We start from the raw sequence: 20,042 nt of genomic DNA on the forward strand, positions 1-20,042 counted from the left end.
AGCATGCAAAACCTTCTCGGGCGCCTGAGCTCGACGCAACTGGCGGCGCCGATCCTGATTCTGATGATCCTGTCGATGATGGTCCTGCCATTGCCGGCCTTCGTCCTCGATCTGTTCTTCACTTTCAATATCGCCATTTCGGTGCTTGTCCTGCTGGTTGCGGTCAACACTCAAAAGACTCTCGATTTCTCGGTCTTCCCGACGGTCTTGCTGGTCACCACCCTGATGCGTCTGTCGCTCAACGTCGCCTCGACCCGAGTGGTCATGCTCGAGGGGCATAACGGTCCGGATGCGGCGGGCAAGGTGATTGAGGCCTTTGGCCATTTCCTGGTCGGTGGCAACTACGCCGTCGGCATCCTCGTCTTCATGATTCTGGTGATCATCAACTTCGTCGTGATCACCAAGGGCGCCGGGCGCGTCGCTGAGGTGGCTGCCCGCTTCACGCTGGATGCGATGCCCGGCAAGCAGATGGCCATCGATGCCGACCTCAACGCTGGCCTGATTGGTGAGGACGAGGCTCGCAAGCGTCGTTCCGACGTCACCCGGGAGTCCGAGTTCTTTGGCTCAATGGACGGTGCCTCGAAGTTCGTCCGGGGCGATGCGGTGGCAGGTATCATCATTACGCTGCTCAACGTGGTTGGCGGCTTGATCGTTGGCGTCCTGCAACACGATATGGGGCTGGCGCAGGCGGCAAAGAATTACACCTTGCTGGCCATCGGCGACGGTCTGGTTGCCCAGATTCCCGGCCTGATCATTTCCATCGCGGCCGGTATGGTAGTAACCCGTGTCTCCGACGACCGCGACATCGGCCAGCAGGTCGTCGGTCAGATGTTCCGGAACAGCAAGGCCATCGCAATTACGGCAGCGATTATCGGGCTGCTCGGTATGATCCCGGGAATGCCGAACATGGTCTTCCTGATGCTGGCTTCGACATTGGGCTGGTTTGCCTGGAAGATGGCGCAGAAGGAGAAGCGCATTGTCGAAACCCCGGTCAAGGTTGCCCCGCCGCCGGTCTCCGAGGCACTGGAAGCCAGCTGGAACGATGTGGCGCCGCTCGACGTCCTTGGCCTGGAAGTCGGCTATCGTCTGATTCCGTTGGTGGACAAGTCGCAGGATGGCGAATTGCTGCGGCGAATTCGCGGTATTCGCAAGAAATTTGCACAGGAAGTCGGTTTCCTCGTTTCGCCGGTGCACATTCGCGACAATCTCGAATTGAAACCCAATGCCTACCGTATTCTCTTGAAGGGCGTCGAGGTTGGTCAGGGTGAGGCATATGTCGGTCAGTTTCTTGCCATCAATCCAGGTCGGGTAGCCGGCACCCTGAGCGGTGCGACGACCAAGGATCCGGCCTTCGGCCTGCCGGCTACGTGGATCGATGCCGGCCAGCGCGAACAGGCGCAAGCCTATGGCTACACGGTGGTCGATGCCTCAACTGTCGTGGCGACGCATCTCAATCACTTGATTCTGACGCACGCGGCAGAACTGCTCGGTCGTCAGGAAGTGCAGCAGCTGCTCGAACATTTGGCCAAGGAAATGCCCAAACTGGTCGAGGATCTTGTTCCCAAGGTGCTGCCGCTCGGTACCTTGCAGAAGGTGTTGCATGGCCTGCTCGACGAAGGCGTTCATATCCGCGATATGCGCACGATCATCGAAACCGTCGCCGATCATGCGACGCGTACGCAAAATGCCGACGAACTCACTACCCAGGTCCGCAATTCCCTGGGGCGGGCCATCGCCCAGCAGTTGTTCCCGGGCAATAGCGAAATGCAGGTCATGTCGCTTGAGCCGACGCTCGAACGCCTGCTTTCGCAAGCCATTGGCGGCGGCTCCGAAAACACCAGCTTCGAGCCGGGTTTGGCCGATACGCTGGTGCGCGAAACGGCTGCTGCCGCCCAGCGCCAGGAAAGCCTCGGGCTGCCGGCGGTGCTGCTTGTGCCGGGCAGTCTGCGCGTACTTCTTTCCCGTTTCTTGCGTCGCACCGTACCGCAGTTGAAGGTGTTGGCTCATAACGAAGTTCCAGAAAATCGAATTATCAAGGTGACCTCGGTTATCGGAGGTAAAACATGAACGTCAGAAAATTCATCGCCGCCAACGCAAGGGATGCCTTGCGAAAAGTCAAGGAAACCCTCGGTAACGACGCGATCATTCTTTCCAATCGCGGTATTCCCGGCGGCGTCGAAATCATGGCGGTGGCAGCGCGTGACATGGCGATGATCGTTCCGACCCAGGTTGCCGACCGGGCACCAACTGAGCGTCGCCCGGCCCAAATCGATTTCGAGGATGATTATCGGGTTTCGCTGACTACGGCGCGGGCGCAGGCTGCACAGCCGGTTCAGCGCCATGCCATTCCGCAGGCTGCGCCTGTCGCGGCTCCGCGGCCGACCGTTCAGCCAGGTATTGCCGCTCGCTCGGTGGGTACGGTCAATGCCGGAATACCCAAAACCGGTTCGTTGCGTAATCTTGAAATGGGCCGTCCTCAAGCCGTCGCCGCAGCAGTACCGCCGCCGGCTCAGAATTCGGCCGCGGCACCACGCCAGCAGACACCGGCGAGCCAGCCGCCGCGCCGCGCCGAAGCGGAGGTGGTGCCGATGGAGGTCATGGAAGAGATCCGTTCCTTGCGCAAAATGGTCGAGCAGCATCTGGCCGGCTTCGCCTGGGGTGAGGCTTCACGCTCCGAACCGGTGAAAACCGATGCCTTGCGCCAGATGCTTGATTCCGGTTTTTCGCCGCAGTTCGCCCGCGATCTGTTGACCGATTTGCCGGTCGAGATGGGCGCCACCGAGGCAATGGCTTGGGTCAAAGGGGCTGCCGACCGGTCGTTGTTCACCATCGGCAATGAAAGTGACATCGTCGACCGCGGCGGTGTATACGCGCTGGTCGGCCCGACCGGGGTTGGCAAAACCACGACGACAGCCAAACTGGCTGCCCGTTGTGTCCTGCGACATGGCCCGAGCAAGGTCGCGCTGGTCACCACCGATGGCTATCGGATCGGGGCTCATGAGCAGTTGCGCATTTACGGTCGCATCCTCGGTGTCTCGGTCTATCTGGTCAAGGATGCGGTCGAGCTGCGCCAGACCCTGAAGGAGTTGCAGCACAAGCACATGGTTCTGATCGATACCATGGGTATGAGCCAGAAGGACAAGTTGGTCCCCGAGTTGACCGATATGCTCGCCGGCTGTGATGTACAGCGTCTGCTGCTGCTCTCGTCGACATCGCGTGGCGATACGCTGGACGATGTGGTCCGGGCTTACGAGGGCGACAATCTGGCCGGCTGCATCCTGACCAAGATCGACGAGGCCGCCAGTCTGGCGACGCCGCTCGACGTGATCATGCGACATGGGCTGAAACTGCATTACGTGTCGAACGGCCAGCGTGTGCCGGAAGATCTGCATCTGCCGAATCGCGGCTATTTACTGCATCGTGCGTTCAAGGATGTTCCGGAAACCTCGCCGCACAAACATAGCGGTGTCGAGCCGGCGCTGATGATGGCCAATGCCGGCATGGTTTCAGTCGGAGCCCGGCGTGGCTGATTTCCGGGTTGATCAGGCGGCCGGGCTGCGCCGCCTGCTTGGCGGCGGACAGCAGTTGCAGGTGGTAACGTTTGTTGCCGGCTGCGAAGGCGTCGGGCGCAGCGTCGCGGTTGCCAATCTGGGCGTGGCCTTGGCTCGGCTCGGCAAGGAAGTCCTGATCATTGACGAGCATGCCTCGCGCGATGACATCGCTTCGTCTTTTGGTCTGGTTGCCCGCTACGACTTGCTCAATGTGGTTCAGCGCGAGCTGAGTCTGGCGCAGGTCGTATTGCAGCCGATGAGAGGCCTCCGCGTGTTGCCGGCAAGCAAGGCGGTAAAAAAACTTGGGCGCCTTTCGTTGGCGCAGCAGCAAACCTTGCTTGACGCGATGTCCGGGCTCGAGCGGCCGGTCGATGTCATCCTGGTCGATGCCTGCATGTCCCATCCCAATGGTTTCTCACCATTCGGCCTGGCCTCGCAGGAGGCGGTTGTCGTGTTGTCCGGGAGTACCGCCTCGATTACCGAAGCCTATTCGCTGATCAAAAAGGTGAGTCAGGCATTCTCGCGCAAGCATTTCCGGATACTGGTCAATAAGGTGCGCAGTCAGCCCGATGCCCGGTCGATTTACGAGAACATCGCGCAGGTCGCCGCGCAACGTGGAATCGCTCGTCTCGAATATGCCGGCGCCATTCCGCTCGATGAGTCTCTGCGTCAGTCATTCCTGCTCGGTCGGCCGGTTTTGCTGCAGGCGCCGGATTCCCCGTCAGCGGCAGCTTTCCGCGACATTGCCTCTGATCTGCTGTACTGGCAGCGCGGCGATGGAGAATCAGGCGGGGTCGAGCATTTCATGCAGCAACTGCTACACTTGAGCCAACGCATAACCCCGAATGTTTTACGAGCCTGATGTATACCGCTGCCGGGCAGCCAGATAGAGACCTGTTGGTTCAGCGGTTCATGCCGCTGGTGAAGCGCGTCGCCTATCATTTGTTGGCGCGTCTGCCGGCCAGCGTCCAGTTCGACGATCTGGTGCAGAACGGGATGATCGGCCTGCTCGACGCGATGGAGCGATATCAGGAAGGTTTCGGCGCCCAGTTCGAAACCTATGCGACGCAGCGGGTGCGCGGTGCCATGCTGGATGGCCTGCGGGAGAATGACTGGCTGCCGCGCAGTCTGCGTCGCGAGTTGCGGCGCATCGAAGCGGCAATCAGCCAGCTCGAGCACGCCCATGGTCGCGCACCATCAGAAAGCGAACTGGCCGACGCGCTGGAGATGACGTTGCTGGATTATCAGAAGACCCTCCAGGATGCACGGGGTCATCAACTGGTGTATTTCGACGACTTCGCCGGGGAAGGCGATGAGGATTTTCTCGAACGCCATTTCACCGACAACGACGCTGACCCAGCGAACATCCTCGAAGACCGGAATACCAGGGAAATGCTGGTTCAGGCCATCGGCCTTCTGCCTGAACGGGAAAAGCTGATGATGGCGTTGTATTACGAACAGGAACTGAATTTGCGGGAAATCGGGGAAGTCATGGGAGTGACGGAGTCCCGCGTCTGCCAGTTGCATACCCAGGCGGTGGCGCGTCTGCGCAGCCAGTTCCTCGGTCAGATACCGGCAATAAAAAAGCGGCGCAAGGAGAAAACGCTTGGATAAAATCAGCCTGGCCGGCCTGGCGATCGGCTTGATCGCCATCATTGGTGGCCAGATTCTAGAAGGGGGGCACGTTGGCTCGCTCGTTCAGCCAACGGCTTTGCTTATTGTCCTGGGGGGGACTTTGGGAGCCGTTCTTCTGCAAAGTCCGGCCCATGTCTTCAAGCGCGGCATGAAAATGGCCAAGTGGGTGTGGGTGCCGCCGATCATCGAGCAGAAGCGTCTGATCGAACAGGTCTTGACCTGGAGTCAGCTTTCTCGCCGCGAGGGCCTCTTGGCACTGGAAAACTATATTCCTGCCCTGAAAGATGACTTCGCCAAAAAGGGACTGCAGTTGCTGGTCGATGGTGCCGATCCGGAGCGTATCCGTGAACTCCTTGAAGTCGAGATCGACACATTCGAGGAAGAATGGCGGCAGTCGGCAAAAGTCTGGGAGTCAGCCGGCGGTTACTCGCCAACCATCGGGATCATTGGTGCGGTGATGGGCCTGATCCACGTGATGGAAAACCTGTCTGACCCGACCAAGCTGGGTTCGGGCATTGCGGTGGCGTTTGTGGCGACAATTTACGGGGTTGGTCTGGCCAATCTGGTTTACTTGCCGATTGCCGGCAAGCTCAAGTACTACATCACCAGAATGGTCGCCACTCGCGAAATGCTGATCGATGGCCTGGTTGGCATCGCCCTTGGCGACAATCCGCGCATTATCGAAGGTCGTCTGAAGGGCTATCTGCTCTAATGGCTCGCAAGCGTCGCCCGGAGGAGCCGGAGAACCATGAGCGTTGGATGGTTTCCTACGCCGACTTTCTGACGCTGCTGTTCGCGTTCTTTGTCGTGATGTATGCGATTTCCTCGGTTAACGAAGGGAAATACAAGGTCCTTTCAAACTCGCTGTCGAATGCCTTCACGAATACTACGGCTGCAGCCGGCGGGCAGCCGATAGCGGTGCTGCAGGGCGCGCCGCCGATTCCCCCGCGGCCGATCGCCAAGCCGGACAAAGTGCCCGAACTGAAAAAAGTCGAGCAGCGCAACAAAATGAAGAATATCGCCGGCGACATCATGCAGGCTCTGCAGCCGCTGGTCGCTCAAGGCAAGGTGCGGCTGCTTGAAACCAGCCGGGGCGTGACCATTGAAATCAATGACAGCATTTTGTTTCCGGCCGGCCAGTCGAAGCTCCAGCCGGCATCGATCAGTGCCATGCTGGCGATCGCCCAAGTGTTGGCGGCCTCGGATTTTCCAATCACCATCGAAGGCCATACCGACAACGTGCCGATCGCGACGCCGCAGTTTCCCTCCAACTGGGAGCTCTCGGCCATGCGGGCGACCACTGTACTGCGTCTGTTCAACGATGGCGGAGTTGGGGCGGAGCGTCTGACTGCAATTGGTTACGGCGAGACCAGGCCGCTCGAAACGAATACGACGGTGGAAGGCCGGGCGCGCAATCGGCGGGTCAGTATCCTGATCGACTCCAACCGTCCAGAAGAGCCGACCGAGATTCAAGAGCGACGGGTTGGCAATTAATACCGCCTGATCGGCCCGCTGGGCTACCTACAGATTCAGGCCGAGTCTACGATCCGGCTGCCGCTGACCGGGGCGGCTTGGCCGTCACTGCCGTAGAGCGCGTGGTGTTGTTCGCTTTGCCGGGTAAGAATCGTCAGTGCATCTGACGCCAGTTGCAGATGCATGTTGACAAGACCGGCGTTGAGTTCGTGCAGCTGTTTGGCTTCGCGGGACAACTCGAGCAATTTTTCCCAGTTGACCGCAGCGTTGCTTTCTTCCGGGTGCTGCGCGAGCCATCCTGCCATTGCTTCACGGGTGTTCTGGTCGTCGGTAATGCCCAATGCCAAGCGCCGGTCGGCCTCGAGGGTGTTGAGTTGCTCGGCCAACCCTGTTTTTTCTGCCCCGATCTCTTGCAGGACTGAGGGATCAGCCCGCTTGAGCGCATCCTGCTCGTCTTTCAGCAGGACGACGAAGCGGGAGATCAGTTCGATCTCGCGCTCGGTAATCGCGGCAACTTCGGCCATCAGGCTTCCTGTTTGCTGCCGCTACTGACCAGGTCGCGGGCCGATTCGATCAAACGGTCGGCGATTGCCTCCGGATTGATCTTGAAGCGCCCTTCCGAGATGGCTTGCTTGATTTCCTGAATGCGAGCGGAGTTCACCGGGGGCTTTTCGCTTCCCGCAAGGGTGCTCCCCAGCTGACTCAGGCTTACCGATTCCGTTGGTTCGGCTGCTGGCGCGGCTTTTGGCGTTTGTGCCTTGGCGGCTATGGTGGCTGTCGTTGCCTTGTATGAACTGTCGATCTTCATGATGATCTTCTCAAAACTTTAGGAGTTGTCCTGATTATCGGCTAACGCGGAGCAAACTTTAGCTTAATACGAAACTTCAACGCTACCGTCGGCTTGTGCAATGCCACTCAGGGTCTGGCCGGAATTCATGCGAACCTGAACCATCTGGCCTTCCGCGGCATTATTTACAGCTTTGCCCTCGGCGCTGACGGCGAAGCCCGAGCCGCGGGAGATGAGGCGGACCGACATGCCCTGGCGAACGACCAGCGGCGCCTGCAGTTGGTCGCTGCGCAGTGCTTGGCCGGCGCCCAGAGAATTCCGCAAAGTCTTCCCGATCGCCATCTCGGGGTCGGTCACCACACCGGTCGGCAGGCTCGAAACGTCGCCCGATAAGGTGGTCAGATCGCTTGCCTGCAGGGTTTGGCCGGCGGCCAGAGGGCGTGTGGTCGTTACGTAGCTGCCGCTGACGGCAATTTGGACCGGCACCAAGGCGCTCCAGATATTCGGGCCGAGGCAGCGCACGCCGATGTGGGTCTTCCCGCTCAGGCGCGTACCGGGGGGCGAGTAGGCTTCGTGAGCCGAGCAGGGGGGGAGCCGACTGACGTCAAGCTTGCCCATGGTGATGGTGACCTTGCCAGGCAGGCCTTGCGTTTGCAGGCGAACATAACGTTCGGCGGTATCCAGAACGATGTCGGTTTCAGCCGGCAAGGCCTGGTTCGACAAGGTCAGGATGAGGATCAGGAGAAAGCGACGCGGCAACATCCGACTATTCTGCCTGATCGACGGCTATCCGGGGCCGTTGTTGCGGCAACTTTTGCCGAGGTGGAGGCGCCTGAGTTGCCGGAAGGGGCGAAAAGCCCCGTTATTGTCGATGGCATGGACTGTGCTTTTAAAACTTCGAATCTTTGGAGCGAATGATGGCCAGTCTTGAACAACATGTATCGGTACTAAGTCAGGCGATGAATCTGCGCACGCAGCGGCATCAGGTGTTGGCATCGAATATTGCCAATGCCGATACGCCGAATTACAAAGCGCGCGATTTCAGCTTTGAGTCAGCCATGCAGAATGCGCTGGCCGGGCGGAACTCGGCCGGTGGGGTAGACATGGCGCGGACCTCGGCGGGTCACATGAGCGGCAACGCGTCGAGCGGCCCGGCAATGCTGAAGTTCCGGACAGATACCCAATCGGCCGTCGACGGCAACACGGTCGATATGGATGTCGAGCGCACCCAGATCACCGAAAACGCCCTGCAGTACCAGATTGTCAGTCAGTTGATCGGTGACAAGTTCAAGGGCATTCGTAGCGCACTGAGCAGCACCGGCGGTTAAGGGAAAGATCAATGAGCCTCTTCAATGTCTTCCAGGTTTCATCAAGCGCCATGACGGCGCAGTCGATGCGCCTCAATACCACGGCCTCCAACCTGGCCAACGCCGACAGCATCGTTTCGGCGGACGGCAAGCCGTATCGCGCCAAGCAGGTCGTATTCGAGGCGACGCCAATGGGCAATGCCGGCGAAATGTCGAAGGGCGTTCGCGTCCGGCAGATCGTCGAGGATGCGTCGCCGGCGCGCCTGGTCTATGACCCGAAGAATCCCGCGGCGGATGAAAAGGGCTATGTCGCCTTTCCCAACGTCAATGTGGTTGAAGAAATGACCAACATGATTTCGGCCTCGCGTTCGTATCAAACGAACGTCGAGGTTATGAATACCGCCAAGACCATGATGCTGCGTACCCTGCAGATCGGTCAGTCCTAATTTTTCAGGAGAAGAGCATGGCTACCGTAAATGATGTACCGAAAAGCAATACTGCAGCCGATGTCTATGCCGCGATCAATGGCTCTGCCAGTTCAACCAAGACGACCAGTGCTGCAGCCGATCAGGAGAAACAATTTCTGACCCTGCTGATGACGCAGATCAAGAATCAGGATCCGCTGAATCCGATGGATAACGCTGCGGTCACTACGCAATTGGCACAATTGAATACGGTAAGTGGAATCGAGAAGCTCAATACCACGCTGACGACGCTGCTTGGCGGCTATAGCGAAACACAGGCGATGCAGACTGCCGGGATGATCGGCAAAAATGTCATGGTTGCCGGCAATAAATTGCCGCTCGCTTCCAGCCAGGCGGTGGGCGCTATCCAGCTTGAATCGAAGGCAGACAAAGTTACGCTGACGATCAAAGATTCCACCGGAAAAATTGTTCAGACCACCGAGTTGGGCGAGCAGGCGGCCGGGAATTCCTATTTTGCCTGGGACGGCAAGGATTCGTCCGGCAAGGTTCTGGCCGATGGCGATTACACATTTTCGGTTGATGCCAAGACGTCTGATGGTAAAGCGGTGAAAGCGACTGCCATGCAGGTAGGCACGGTTTCTGCTGTTGTTCGGTCAGGAACTGGTTTCAAGCTGGACCTTGGCTCGATGGGGCAATTTGCTTTCTCGGACGTCCAGGAAGTTATTTAAGAGGGGTTGAAAAATGGCATTCCAGCAAGCACTTAGCGGTCTTAACGCCGCCTCCAAGGCTATCGACGCGACCAGTCACAATATTGCCAACTCCAGCACGGTCGGTTACAAGTCTTCGTCCGCGCATTTTTCGGATGTTTACGCTGCATCGCTGAATGGGGCAGGCGCCAGCCAGATCGGTATCGGCGTTACGCTTTCCGGCATTCAGCAGCAATTCACTCAGGGCAACCTGACGTCGACGAACAATCCGCTGGATATATCGATCAACGGCAATGGTTTCTTCCGGATGGATCAGAACGGCGCCACGACTTTTGCCCGCAATGGCCAGTTCCATCTCGACAAGAACGGTTACATCATCAACGATCAGTCGCTCAAGTTGACGGGTTTTGCTGCGCAGGCAGGGGTTATCGTTCCGTCTACGCCCAAACCTCTGCAAATATCGGCTTCCGACTTGCCGCCGATTGAAACGGGGACAAGCACGACGGCGGGTTATCAGGGCGTCAAGGCCAATCTCAATTTCGATTCGCGGCAGACAGAACCTAAATTGGCGTGGACGGGTGCCACCGTCCCAACCGCCGCCAGCATCATCGCCGCCGTCCCCGGCATTACTCCGGCGATCTCCGCTGCAATTACCGGAGCCTTTGGCGGAACCCCGAGTGCTATAGCGCTCGCCGTTACCGGCGCCGGCGGTACTGCAACTCAAGCGGCAGCGGCGCAAGCTGCTGCCGCTGCAGGCTCGGTCTATACCCCCGATCCGCTGAGCTACAACTACTCCACTGCGCTCTCAGTTTATGACAGCCTGGGGAATGCCCACACGTTGACGATGTATCTTGAGAAGACGGCTACTGCCGGTGAATGGAAACCGCACTACACCGTCGATGGCACGAGCGATGCGTATGTTAGCGTCACCGGTGGTCCATTGAAGTTTGACACTAATGGCAAGCTTGACCCCGCATCCAATCCGATCAGTCTAACGATCAATCTGAATAGCGTGGCCACCGCATTGGGTTCGACCAATAATGCGAATCCGACGATGACATTCAATGTCGATTACACCGGTTCATCACAGTTTGGCAGTGCCTTCGGGAACAATCGCCTGGAACAGGATGGCTACACGGCGGGTCATCTGGTCGGCCTCTCGGTCGGCAGCGACGGCATCATCCAGGGGCGTTACAGCAATGGCCAGACTTTCGCCCAAGGTCAGATAGTTCTTGCCAACTTTACCAATCCGAACGGTTTGCAATCGCTGGGTAATAACCAGTGGAGCGAAACCTCGGTATCCGGACCGCCACTGGTTGGTGCGCCGAATACCTCGAATCTGGGGTCGTTGTCGGCATCGAACGTGGAGGAATCCAATGTCGATTTGACCGCCGAATTGGTTAACCTGATCACCCAGCAGCGCAATTACCAAGCCAACTCCCAATCGATCAAGACCCAGGATCAGATCATGCAGACCCTGGTCAACCTGCGCTAAGCGACGAACTGAGTCACTGACATGGATCGCCTGATCTACACCGCAATGACCGGCGCCAAGCATGTTTTCATGCAGCAGGCCGGCACGGCGAACAATCTGGCTAACGCCAGCACCATCGGCTTCAAGGCGCAGGAACACCGGTTTCGTGCCGTGCCCGTGCTGGGCGAGGGGATGCCGACGCGTGCCTTCGTCGTCGATGCTTCAGTCAGTGACGTGATGGATCAAGGGCCGCTGATGTTTACCGGCCGCAATCTCGACGTGGCGGTCGGCGGCAAGGGGTGGATCGCGGTTCAACTGCCGGATGGCAGCGAAGCCTATACCCGGGGCGGTAGTCTGGATGTCGATGTCACCGGGCTGTTGCAGACGAAGAGCGGTTATACGGTGGCCGGCGACGGCGGGCCGATCAATATTCCGCCGGACAACAACATCGAGATCGCGCCGGACGGTACGGTGTCGATCGTTCCCAGCTTTGGCACGCCAAATAATTCGAATGCGATTGGTCGGGTCAAGCTGGTCAATCCGCCCGATAGCGACCTGGTGCGCGGTGCTGACGGCTTGTTCCGGTTGCGCGCTGGCGGGGTCGCTCCAGCCGACGAGACGGTCAAGCTTGCCTCGGGAACGCTTGAAGGCAGCAACGTTAACGTGACGGACGCGATGGTCAACCTGATCAGTCTGTCCCGCCAGTTTGAAATGCAAATCAAGATGATGCAGACCGCTGATACCAATGCCCAGCGCGCGGACCAACTGCTGTCGCTCAATGCCTGATAGGACCTAGATCATGATCCGTTCCCTGTGGATTGCCCGTACCGGCCTCGATGCCCAGCAGACCCAACTCGATGTCATCGCCAACAATCTGGCCAACGTCAGCACCAACGGCTTCAAGCGTTCGCGGGCGGTCTTCGAGGACCTGCTGTATCAGAACCTGCGCCAGGCTGGTGCCCAGTCCTCGCAACAGACGCAGATCCCCGCCGGGTTACAGCTCGGTACCGGTGTGCGTCCGGTGTCGACCGCTCACATCTTTACCCAGGGCAACATCCAGAAGACCGACAACGCGCTCGATATCGCCGTGCAAGGCAATGGTTTCCTGCAGATACTGTTGCCGGACGGCACCACCGGCTATACCCGCGACGGTTCGTTCCAGAAGGACAATCAGGGACAGATCGTCACCTCCGACGGCTATCCCCTGCAGCCCGCCATTACCATCCCGGCCGACGCCCTGAGCGTCTCGGTCGGTACCGATGGCACGGTTTCCGTTACGCAACCGGGCACCGCCGCCGCGACACAGATCGGCAGCATCCAACTGGCGACCTTCATCAACCCGGCCGGCCTGCAGAGCATCGGCCAGAATCTGTTCCTTGAGACGGCGGCCAGCGGCACGCCGACCCCGAACACGCCGGGAACGAACGGCGCCGGCAACGTCAATCAGGGTTACGTCGAAACCTCCAACGTCAATGTGGCCGAGGAACTGGTGACGATGATCCAGACCCAGCGTGCCTACGAGCTGAACTCCAAGGTGGTTTCAACCTCGGACGCCATGCTTGGCCGCTTGACGCAATTGTGAGGTGACATCGTGAAACGTATTGTCTTGTTTGCCTTGGTGGTGACGGCTGGTTGTTCGACTGTGCCGCCGACCAATGTGCATCAACCGATGAGTGCGCGGCCGATGCAGCGTTTCGAGATGGCCGGCGGCAATGGCTCGATTTTTCAGACGGGGCAGATGCGGCCGTTGTTTGAAGATCGCCGGGCGCGCTTCGTTGGTGACACGATCACGATCAAGATTACCGAAAGCACCACGGCGTCCACCAAGTCCAATAACAAGCTGGATAAAACCAATACCGCTTCGGCATCGGTTACCGGACTCAGCGGTTTGCCCGGCAAGGGCCTGCTCGGCCTGAATCTCGACGCCGGCAGCGCGAATGCCTTCAGCGGCAAGGGCGAGGCGGCCAATAACAACATCTTCACCGGGAACATCACGGTGACGGTCATCGACGTGCTGCCCAACGGCAACCTGCTGGTCTCCGGCGAGAAGCAGTTGGCGATCGGCCAGGAACAGGAATTCGTCAGAATTTCAGGCGTGGTCAATCCGAGCTTCGTGGACTTCTCCAATACCATCGATTCCTCGAAGGTGGCGGACGCCCGTATCGAATACAAATCGGCCGGTCAGATCAGCGATGGCCAGATCATGGGATGGCTGGCACGTTTCTTTCTTAATGTGATGCCATTCTAGTCGTATTCCCCAGAGGCGCATCATGAAGACAAATAGTGGCAAATGGTTCCGGCAAGCGGCAATTGTCGCCGCGTGCGTGTTGCCGCTCTGCGCGCAGCCGGTATGGGCCGAGCGCATCAAGGATCTTGCCTCGGTCCAGGGTGTGCGCAATAACCAGTTGATCGGCTACGGTATCGTCGCCGGTCTCGATAACACTGGCGATCAAACGACACAGACGCCGTTTACCACCCAGGCGATTGGCAACATGCTGTCGCAGATGGGGGTCAATCTGACCGCCGAGCAGGCCACCAAGCTGCAACTCAAGAACGTTGCGGCGGTGATGATTACCTCGACCCTGCCGGCCTTTGCCCGGCCCGGGCAACAGATCGATGTAACGGTTTCTTCGCTGGGTAATGCCAAGAGTCTGCGCGGCGGAACCCTGCTGCTGACCCCGCTCAAGGGGGCTGACGGGCAAGTTTATGCGATGGCTCAGGGCAACATATTGGTCGGCGGGGTTGGCGCTTCCTCCGGGGCTTCCAAAGTGACGGTGAACCATCTGTCGGCTGGCCGGATTGCCGGCGGTGCGACGGTCGAGCGCGCCGTGCCGACGGCGCTGGGACAGGGCGGGTTCGTCTATTTCGAATTGGCCAGCACAGATTTTGGTACGACCCAGAATGTGGTCGATGCGATCAACCGCGGCATGGGGCCGGGAACGGCGTCGGCGATTGACGGCCGACGCGTCGCCGTGCGGGCGCCGGAGAATATGGATGCGCGAGTTGCCTTTCTCGGACGGATCGAGAATCTCGACGTCAAGCCGGTGGCCGGTATCGCCAAGGTGATCGTCAATCCGCGTACCGGGTCGGTGGTCATGAACCAGAAAGTGACTCTCGAAGCCTGTGCCGTCGCGCACGGCAGCCTCTCGGTAGTAGTCGATGGGGGGCAGCCGCAGTTGGGGCAGGGCGCCGATATCCAGGTCAAGCAGGAGAGCGGCAGCCTGATGAATGTGAAGGCCGGGGCCAACCTGTCCGATGTCGTCAAGGCACTGAATGCCCTGGGGGCGAATCCGCTCGACCTGCTCGCCATCCTGCAGGCGATGAAAGCATCCGGCGCATTGCGCGCCGAGCTCGAAATTATCTAACGCCGCCATGTCGGTCAAGGTTCAGAACCATCCGAATCGGGCGGCCTACGACGTCAAGTCAACTCAGGACTTGCGCTCGGATTTAGCCAAAAATCCGCAAGAAGGGCTCAAGGCCGCAGCGCAGCAGTTCGAGACGCTGTTCCTGCAAATGGTCATGAAAAGCATGCGGGATTCGGTGCCGCAGGATGGCTTGCTGGACAGTGAGCAATCCCGCTTCTATACCGGCATGCTTGATCAGCAATTGGCCCAGAATCTGACGACGACCGGCCAGGGGGTGGGATTCGCCCGACTGATCGAGCAGCAGCTAGGGCGAACCATGGCGGGAGCGAATGGGGCGACCGTGTCGGGCGAAACGGCAAACCCTGCCGGCAATGCCTTGCCGCTTGCCGCCTCGGATGGTCGCCACCTTTCCTCCAAGACGGTGCTGAGTTCATTGCCGACCTCGGCCGCCTATGCCGCGCAATCAGCCTCGGCGACAGCGGCGGGCAGTTCGGAAGTGCCGGCCAGCGCCAAGGACTTCGTCAATCGGGTGTGGCCGCATGCGGTCGAAGCCTCGAAGTCGACCGGGGTGCCGCCTCAATTTCTGATCGCGCATTCCGCGCTGGAAAGCGGTTGGGGTAAAAATGAAATCCGCAAGGCCGACGGGTCGTCCAGTTACAACCTGTTCGGCATCAAGGCCGGTAAGAACTGGACTGGCGCTACCGTCGAAGCGACGACGACCGAATACATCGACGGTCAGCCGAAGCAAGTGGTTGAGAAATTCCGGGCCTATGCTTCCTACGAGGAAGGTTTCCGCGATTACGCCAACCTGTTACGCGGTAATTCCCGCTACGGCGCAGTCATCGGCTCACAAGATGGCACGGAGTTTGCGAGACGTTTGCAACAGGCGGGTTATGCCACCGATCCGATGTACGCCGACAAACTCTCGCGCATCATCAATGGTCCAACCCTGCGACAAGCACTGATCGGTTGATCGGAACTAAACTTTACGGTCGAGCGGTCGTTAACCTCACTGAGGTGAATGATGAGTTCAGGAATTTTCAGTATCGGTGTCAGTGGTATCGCAGCAGCCCAGATGGCCTTGCTGGCGACCGAGCACAACGTCGTCAATGCAAGTACGCCGGGCTACTCCCGCCAAACCACGGTCCAGGCCACGAATGTCTCGGTTAATACCGGCGCTGGTGCAATTGGTCAGGGCGTGCACGTCCAGACCGTCAAGCGGATGTACGACAGCTATCTGACCCAGCAGGTCAATAGCGCCCAGACGCAGGTTAGCGAGCTCGATACTTACTACAGCCAGATCAAGCAAATCGACGATATGTTGGCTGACCCGAATGCCGGCCTGTCGCCGGCGCTGCAGAGCTTTTTTTCGGGGGTTCAGTCAGTCGCCTCGAATCCGTCCTTGATATCGGCTCGTCAGTCGATGATTTCGTCGGCCCAGACCCTGGCCGAACGCTTTCACAGCCTCGACACGCGTCTGGTCGACCTGTCCCAGCAGGTTAACGATCGCATCGTTGGCGCAGTGGCTGAGGTCAATGTATACGCGGCACAAATTGCCGATGTCAATCAGCGCATCATCATCTCCGAATCCGCTTACGGCCAGCCGGCCAATGATTTGCTCGATCATCGCGACCAACTGGTGGCCGAACTGAACAAGCTGGTCAAAGTGACGACCAGTACCAATTCGAATGGCAGTTACAACGTCTTTATTGGTACGGGGCAGCAACTTGTCGTCGGGACGCAGGTCACGGAGATGGCGGCGATGACTTCATCTGCAGACTCTTCGAAAATTGTGGTCGGTCTGAAAACCGCGGGGGGGGCACAAGAGCTCCCCGAGTTCCTGATCAATGGCGGCGAGCTTGGCGGCCTGATCACTTTTCGCAGTGAGTCGCTTGAGCCGGTGGCCAACGAACTCGGTCGTGTTGCCGCCTCGCTTGCGCTAACGTTCAACGCCCAGAATTCGCTTGGGCAGGATCTGCTGGGCAAGATTTCTGGCGACACTGGTTTTGTCGGTAACTTGTTTACGATCCCCGATCCGACTGTTTTACCCAGTTCAAAGAATATTGGCTCAGGTGTGCTTTCGGCCACCCTTGAAGCACCTACAGCACCTACCCCTCCGAATTACAGCGGTAATTTCTCGACCAACCTGACGAACAGCAATTACCAGGTCAAGTTTGGTGCAGCGGGTACCTATACGATTACCCGGATGACCGACAATCAGCCTGTTGTTCTCACGGCGACTCCGCCGGCGACTCCCGGTGTGGGTCCGGGAACGGTCAGCTTTGATGGGGTCAGCCTGAATATCTCGGCCGTCGGAACTAGCGGTGATAGTTTTGTCATCAAGCCAACAGCCGAAGTCGGCCGGAATATCGAGATTGACAGCCGGGTTGTCGCTGATCCAAGGCTGGTTGCTGCTGCCGCACCGGTGACGGTGACCCAGGTTACGACCAATACCGGAGCAATGACTGTCTCCCAGGGCGTGGTTGGCGTCGGCTATGACGTTTCCGGTCTTCCCGTGACCTTGACCGCCGCAACGGCCACCGCGCCGGCTACCGGAAAGGCTCTGGTCGGTGTCGCCGGCGCCTGGACGGCGGTGTATTCGAATGGCACTACCGCCAGCGGTACAGGAGGCGAGATCAATCTGGCCAATGGCACCGCGACGCTTAGCAAACTGTCATTCTCCGGCATGTCCTTCGACATCAATGGCAGTCCGGCGGTTGGCGATCAGTTTTCCGTGCAGACAAACAAAAATCCCGTTACCGGGGTGGTTGGCGTCCAGGATGGCAGAAATGCCGTGTTGTTCGCCAAGTTGCAAACGCAAAACACCGTCGCCGGCGGCACGGCAACTTTCCAATCGACTTACGCCCGCTTGGTGGCGGACAATGGTATTCGTACCCGCGAAGCGAAAATCCAGCTTGATGCCCAAGGGGCGGTTCTCGATCAGGCCCAGTCGACGCGAGATGGCCTTTCCGGCGTCAATCTTGATGAAGAGGCAGCCAATATGCTCAAGTTTCAGCAAGCCTACATGGCCTCTTCCAAAATATTGGAAATCGGCAACAAGCTTTTTGACACTATCTTGGCTTTGGGCTAGTAGGGAGTCCGGATCATGCGTATTTCGACATCAATGATTTTCAACAATGGGACGAACGGGATCCAAAACCTGCAGTCCGATTGGTACAAGTTGCAGAACCAGATGTCTACCGGGCGGCGGATTCTTTCGCCGGCGGACGATCCGATCGGCGCATCGGAAGCGCTTCTGGTCAGTCAGTCGCAAGGAGTTAACCAGCAATTCCTCGATAATCAGGCAACAGCAAGGTCACAGCTTAATTACGTTGAGACGACGCTGGGCAGCGTTACCGACAACATGCTGAGTATCGTTGAACTGGCAAGCGATGCCGGCAATACGACTTACAGCGCGGCGCAGCGCAGCATGGTCGCCGAAGAGCTCAAGCAGCGCATGTCGAGCCTGGTTGGCCTGGCCAATACACGCGATGGTACCGGCCTCTACATTTTTTCCGGATATCAGTCGACAACAGAACCCTTCCAGATCAACACTGCGGCAGCCGCAGGGGTGGCACACTCGCTGGGGGCCAATACTTACGTCAATTACAGCGGCGATGCCGGCAAGACAGAGCTGCAGGTTAGTGCATCGAAGACGATGGCAACGTCCGAGAGTGGGCTGGATGCGTTTGTCCAGGTAAAGGACGCGCAAGGTGTGGTGACCACGAAAAGCATATTCGATGGCGTGCAGAACATGGTGGAAATCCTCGATGGTACGCGTCCTTATACGACCGCCGACTACACGCAGGCGCTCAAGGACATCAACACCTCGCTGAATCATGTTGCCACGGTACGCGCATCGGTGGGTGCCCGACTCAATGCGCTCGATAGCCTTACCTCGTCCGGCGAGGACGTTGGTCTTCTCTACGATACGCGGCTCAGTGAACTGCAGGATCTCGATTACACCAAGGCCATCTCGGATTTCTCGCGCGTTCAGATGCAGCTTGAAGCGGCACAACTGACTTTCAAGCAGACCAGCCAAATGAGCCTGTTCAATATTCTATGAAGAGCGGTGCGCTATTGATCTCCGCCTGCGTAGTTTTGGCCGGGTGTGGCTCGGTAGGTGGTGCCGGTTCGGCAACGCCCCTGGTTTCGGACAAGGTGATCCAGCTCACAGCAAAAACGTCCGTGTCGCTGTCTACGCTGGCCACTGCGGCTGTCGTCGGGGCGGCGATTTACCTGGTGTATGACCCGTTGGCACCCAACTGGGAAATTGAAGAGTCGCGCCTCAACGAAGACACCTACCGTTTTTCGCTGAAGATGAAGCGTTACCATACCGGGGGGGCTGGCGAATCGATGCAGGCGCTCAAGCGTCGGGCCAGCCAGATACAGTACGAGCAAGGCTTTGCCGGATACCAGATTCTCGAGTACACCGAGGGCATCGATTCGCAAACCATCGGCGCGCGCCGCATGGCCGAGGGCGTCATCAAGCTGGTACAGCGTCAACAGGCCGATTCGTTCCTGCAGAATCCGCCCTAGCGTCCCGGTACGGCGAAGCCGAGCATGGCGCTCATGGCGAATTCAAAGACCGCCTGAATCGGCCCGGCAAGATAGTTGAGGCTAACCGCCAGGGTGACGAATCCCCCGATCAGCGTGATGGGAAAACCCAGCGCGAAAATATTCAGTTGCGGTGCGGCGCGGGTCAATACGGCCAGCGCAATGTTGGTGATCATCAGGGCCACCACGACCGGAAGGGCCAGCAGCAGGCCGGCCGAAAACACCTTGCTGGCCAGTTCGACCACGTTCAACCAGGAGCCTGCGGCAAGTGGGGTGGCGCTGACCGGAATGGCCGAAAAGCTCTGAGCCAAGGTGGCGAAGTAGAGCAGGTGGCCATTCATCGACAGGAAAAGCAGCAATGCGATCAGGCTGAAGAATTCGGTAATAACGGGGGTTTGTGACGCGCTCAGCGGATCGTAGAAGGTGGCGAAACTGAGGCCCATCTGGAACCCCATGAACTCGCCGGCCAGATCGAAGGCGGAAAATACGATACGGGCCGAGAAGCCCATGCCGATGCCGATCAGCATTTGCTGGGCCATGATCCACAAACCGCCGAGTGAGCCAGGTTGAACCTGCGGCATGGCAGGCAGGACAGGGGCGATGGCGATGGTGATGGCAATGCCCAAAATCAAGCGGGTCTGCCGCGGAATGCCGACCGAACTCCACAGTGGTGCCGTTGCGATGAACGCCAGGATGCGGGCGAGCGGAAAGACATAGGCAACGATCCAGGCATCGATCTGGGCCGATTCTATGCTGATCAC

The 20,042-nt window shown here is 58.7% G+C and carries 22 protein-coding genes; 18 read left to right on the plus strand and 4 right to left on the minus strand.

The genetic code is table 11. From position 1 onward, the window contains the following. Positions 1-3: 3 nt before the first annotated feature. Genes flhA through motD form a run of 6 tightly spaced genes read left to right on the plus strand, consistent with a single transcriptional unit; the run spans position 4 to position 6,680 of the window. Positions 4-2,067 carry a flagellar biosynthesis protein FlhA gene (gene flhA / locus KI611_RS04535; RefSeq protein ID WP_264180050.1) on the plus strand — a complete coding sequence of 688 codons (2,064 nt, stop codon included), beginning with the start codon at positions 4-6 and terminating at the stop codon, positions 2,065-2,067. Then, on the plus strand, positions 2,064-3,530 hold the full coding sequence (flhF, locus tag KI611_RS04540; protein WP_226418640.1) for a flagellar biosynthesis protein FlhF: 1,467 nt from the start codon (positions 2,064-2,066) through the stop codon (positions 3,528-3,530). The genes flhA and flhF overlap by 4 nt, the downstream gene beginning before the upstream one ends. Further along, positions 3,523-4,413: a MinD/ParA family protein gene (locus KI611_RS04545; RefSeq protein ID WP_226418641.1), complete on the plus strand. Its 891-nt coding sequence runs from the start codon at positions 3,523-3,525 to the stop codon at positions 4,411-4,413. The genes flhF and KI611_RS04545 overlap by 8 nt, the downstream gene beginning before the upstream one ends. Beyond that, a complete protein-coding gene (locus KI611_RS04550; RefSeq protein WP_226418642.1) occupies positions 4,413-5,165 on the plus strand; it encodes an RNA polymerase sigma factor FliA in 753 nt (250 codons plus the stop codon). Before KI611_RS04545 ends, KI611_RS04550 begins: the two co-directional genes overlap by 1 nt. Further along, positions 5,158-5,898, plus strand: a complete 741-nt coding sequence (locus KI611_RS04555) for a flagellar motor protein (protein WP_226418643.1) — start codon at positions 5,158-5,160, stop codon at positions 5,896-5,898. The genes KI611_RS04550 and KI611_RS04555 overlap by 8 nt, the downstream gene beginning before the upstream one ends. Next, a complete protein-coding gene (gene motD, locus KI611_RS04560; protein WP_226418644.1) occupies positions 5,898-6,680 on the plus strand; it encodes a flagellar motor protein MotD in 783 nt (260 codons plus the stop codon). The genes KI611_RS04555 and motD overlap by 1 nt, the downstream gene beginning before the upstream one ends. 35 nt (positions 6,681-6,715) lie before the next feature. On the opposite strand, the gene KI611_RS04565 is transcribed toward motD, so the two are convergent. The 3 genes from KI611_RS04565 to flgA all read right to left on the minus strand — a co-directional run bounded on the left by KI611_RS04565 (position 6,716) and on the right by flgA (position 8,208). Next, on the minus strand, positions 6,716-7,183 hold the full coding sequence (locus KI611_RS04565) for a flagella synthesis protein FlgN (protein ID WP_226418645.1): 468 nt from the start codon (positions 7,181-7,183) through the stop codon (positions 6,716-6,718). Continuing rightward, the gene (gene flgM, locus KI611_RS04570) at positions 7,183-7,467 is read right to left on the minus strand and encodes a flagellar biosynthesis anti-sigma factor FlgM (protein WP_226418646.1); all 285 of its coding nucleotides are present in this window, start codon (positions 7,465-7,467) and stop codon (positions 7,183-7,185) included. The genes KI611_RS04565 and flgM overlap by 1 nt, the downstream gene beginning before the upstream one ends. Positions 7,468-7,530: 63 nt before the next feature. Then, positions 7,531-8,208 carry a flagellar basal body P-ring formation chaperone FlgA gene (gene flgA, locus KI611_RS04575; RefSeq protein ID WP_226418647.1) on the minus strand — a complete coding sequence of 226 codons (678 nt, stop codon included), beginning with the start codon at positions 8,206-8,208 and terminating at the stop codon, positions 7,531-7,533. 155 nt (positions 8,209-8,363) lie between these two features. Here flgA and flgB point away from each other — a divergent pair, with 155 nt between their 5' ends. The 12 genes from flgB to KI611_RS04635 all read left to right on the plus strand — a co-directional run bounded on the left by flgB (position 8,364) and on the right by KI611_RS04635 (position 19,263). Continuing rightward, positions 8,364-8,774, plus strand: coding sequence for a flagellar basal body rod protein FlgB (gene flgB, locus KI611_RS04580; RefSeq protein WP_226418648.1), 411 nt, complete (start codon positions 8,364-8,366; stop codon positions 8,772-8,774). 11 nt (positions 8,775-8,785) lie between these two features. Continuing rightward, positions 8,786-9,199, plus strand: coding sequence for a flagellar basal body rod protein FlgC (gene flgC / locus KI611_RS04585; protein WP_226418649.1), 414 nt, complete (start codon positions 8,786-8,788; stop codon positions 9,197-9,199). A 17-nt stretch (positions 9,200-9,216) separates the two neighbouring features. Continuing rightward, positions 9,217-9,906 (plus strand): flagellar hook assembly protein FlgD, encoded by a 690-nt coding sequence (locus KI611_RS04590; RefSeq protein ID WP_226418650.1) that lies wholly within the window; start codon positions 9,217-9,219, stop codon positions 9,904-9,906. Positions 9,907-9,919: 13 nt separating this feature from the next. After that, on the plus strand, positions 9,920-11,380 hold the full coding sequence (locus KI611_RS04595; protein WP_226418651.1) for a flagellar hook protein FlgE: 1,461 nt from the start codon (positions 9,920-9,922) through the stop codon (positions 11,378-11,380). A gap of 21 nt (positions 11,381-11,401) precedes the next feature. Then, complete coding sequence (locus tag KI611_RS04600) at positions 11,402-12,145, plus strand: flagellar basal body rod protein FlgF (protein ID WP_226418652.1); 744 nt, start codon at positions 11,402-11,404, stop codon at positions 12,143-12,145. Between the two features lie 13 nt (positions 12,146-12,158). Then, a complete protein-coding gene (gene flgG, locus KI611_RS04605) occupies positions 12,159-12,941 on the plus strand; it encodes a flagellar basal-body rod protein FlgG (protein WP_226418653.1) in 783 nt (260 codons plus the stop codon). A gap of 9 nt (positions 12,942-12,950) precedes the next feature. Continuing rightward, a complete protein-coding gene (locus KI611_RS04610) occupies positions 12,951-13,607 on the plus strand; it encodes a flagellar basal body L-ring protein FlgH (protein WP_226418654.1) in 657 nt (218 codons plus the stop codon). A 22-nt stretch (positions 13,608-13,629) separates the two neighbouring features. Then, on the plus strand, positions 13,630-14,724 hold the full coding sequence (locus tag KI611_RS04615; RefSeq protein ID WP_226418655.1) for a flagellar basal body P-ring protein FlgI: 1,095 nt from the start codon (positions 13,630-13,632) through the stop codon (positions 14,722-14,724). A 7-nt stretch (positions 14,725-14,731) separates the two neighbouring features. After that, a complete protein-coding gene (flgJ, locus tag KI611_RS04620; protein ID WP_226418656.1) occupies positions 14,732-15,697 on the plus strand; it encodes a flagellar assembly peptidoglycan hydrolase FlgJ in 966 nt (321 codons plus the stop codon). Between the two features lie 51 nt (positions 15,698-15,748). After that, entirely contained in the window at positions 15,749-17,815 is a 2,067-nt protein-coding gene (gene flgK / locus KI611_RS04625) for a flagellar hook-associated protein FlgK (protein ID WP_226418657.1), read from the plus strand. Between the two features lie 15 nt (positions 17,816-17,830). Continuing rightward, the gene (gene flgL / locus KI611_RS04630; RefSeq protein ID WP_226418658.1) at positions 17,831-18,790 is read left to right on the plus strand and encodes a flagellar hook-associated protein FlgL; all 960 of its coding nucleotides are present in this window, start codon (positions 17,831-17,833) and stop codon (positions 18,788-18,790) included. 122 nt (positions 18,791-18,912) lie between these two features. Next, positions 18,913-19,263, plus strand: coding sequence for a hypothetical protein (locus KI611_RS04635; protein WP_226418659.1), 351 nt, complete (start codon positions 18,913-18,915; stop codon positions 19,261-19,263). Here the strand turns inward: KI611_RS04635 and fliR are convergent. Continuing rightward, the gene (fliR, locus tag KI611_RS04640; protein ID WP_226418660.1) at positions 19,260-20,042 is read right to left on the minus strand and encodes a flagellar biosynthetic protein FliR; all 783 of its coding nucleotides are present in this window, start codon (positions 20,040-20,042) and stop codon (positions 19,260-19,262) included. The genes KI611_RS04635 and fliR overlap by 4 nt on opposite strands.

Origin of the sequence: Dechloromonas denitrificans (assembly GCF_020510685.1) — a bacterium.
GTDB classification, from domain to species: domain Bacteria; phylum Pseudomonadota; class Gammaproteobacteria; order Burkholderiales; family Rhodocyclaceae; genus Azonexus; species Azonexus denitrificans_A.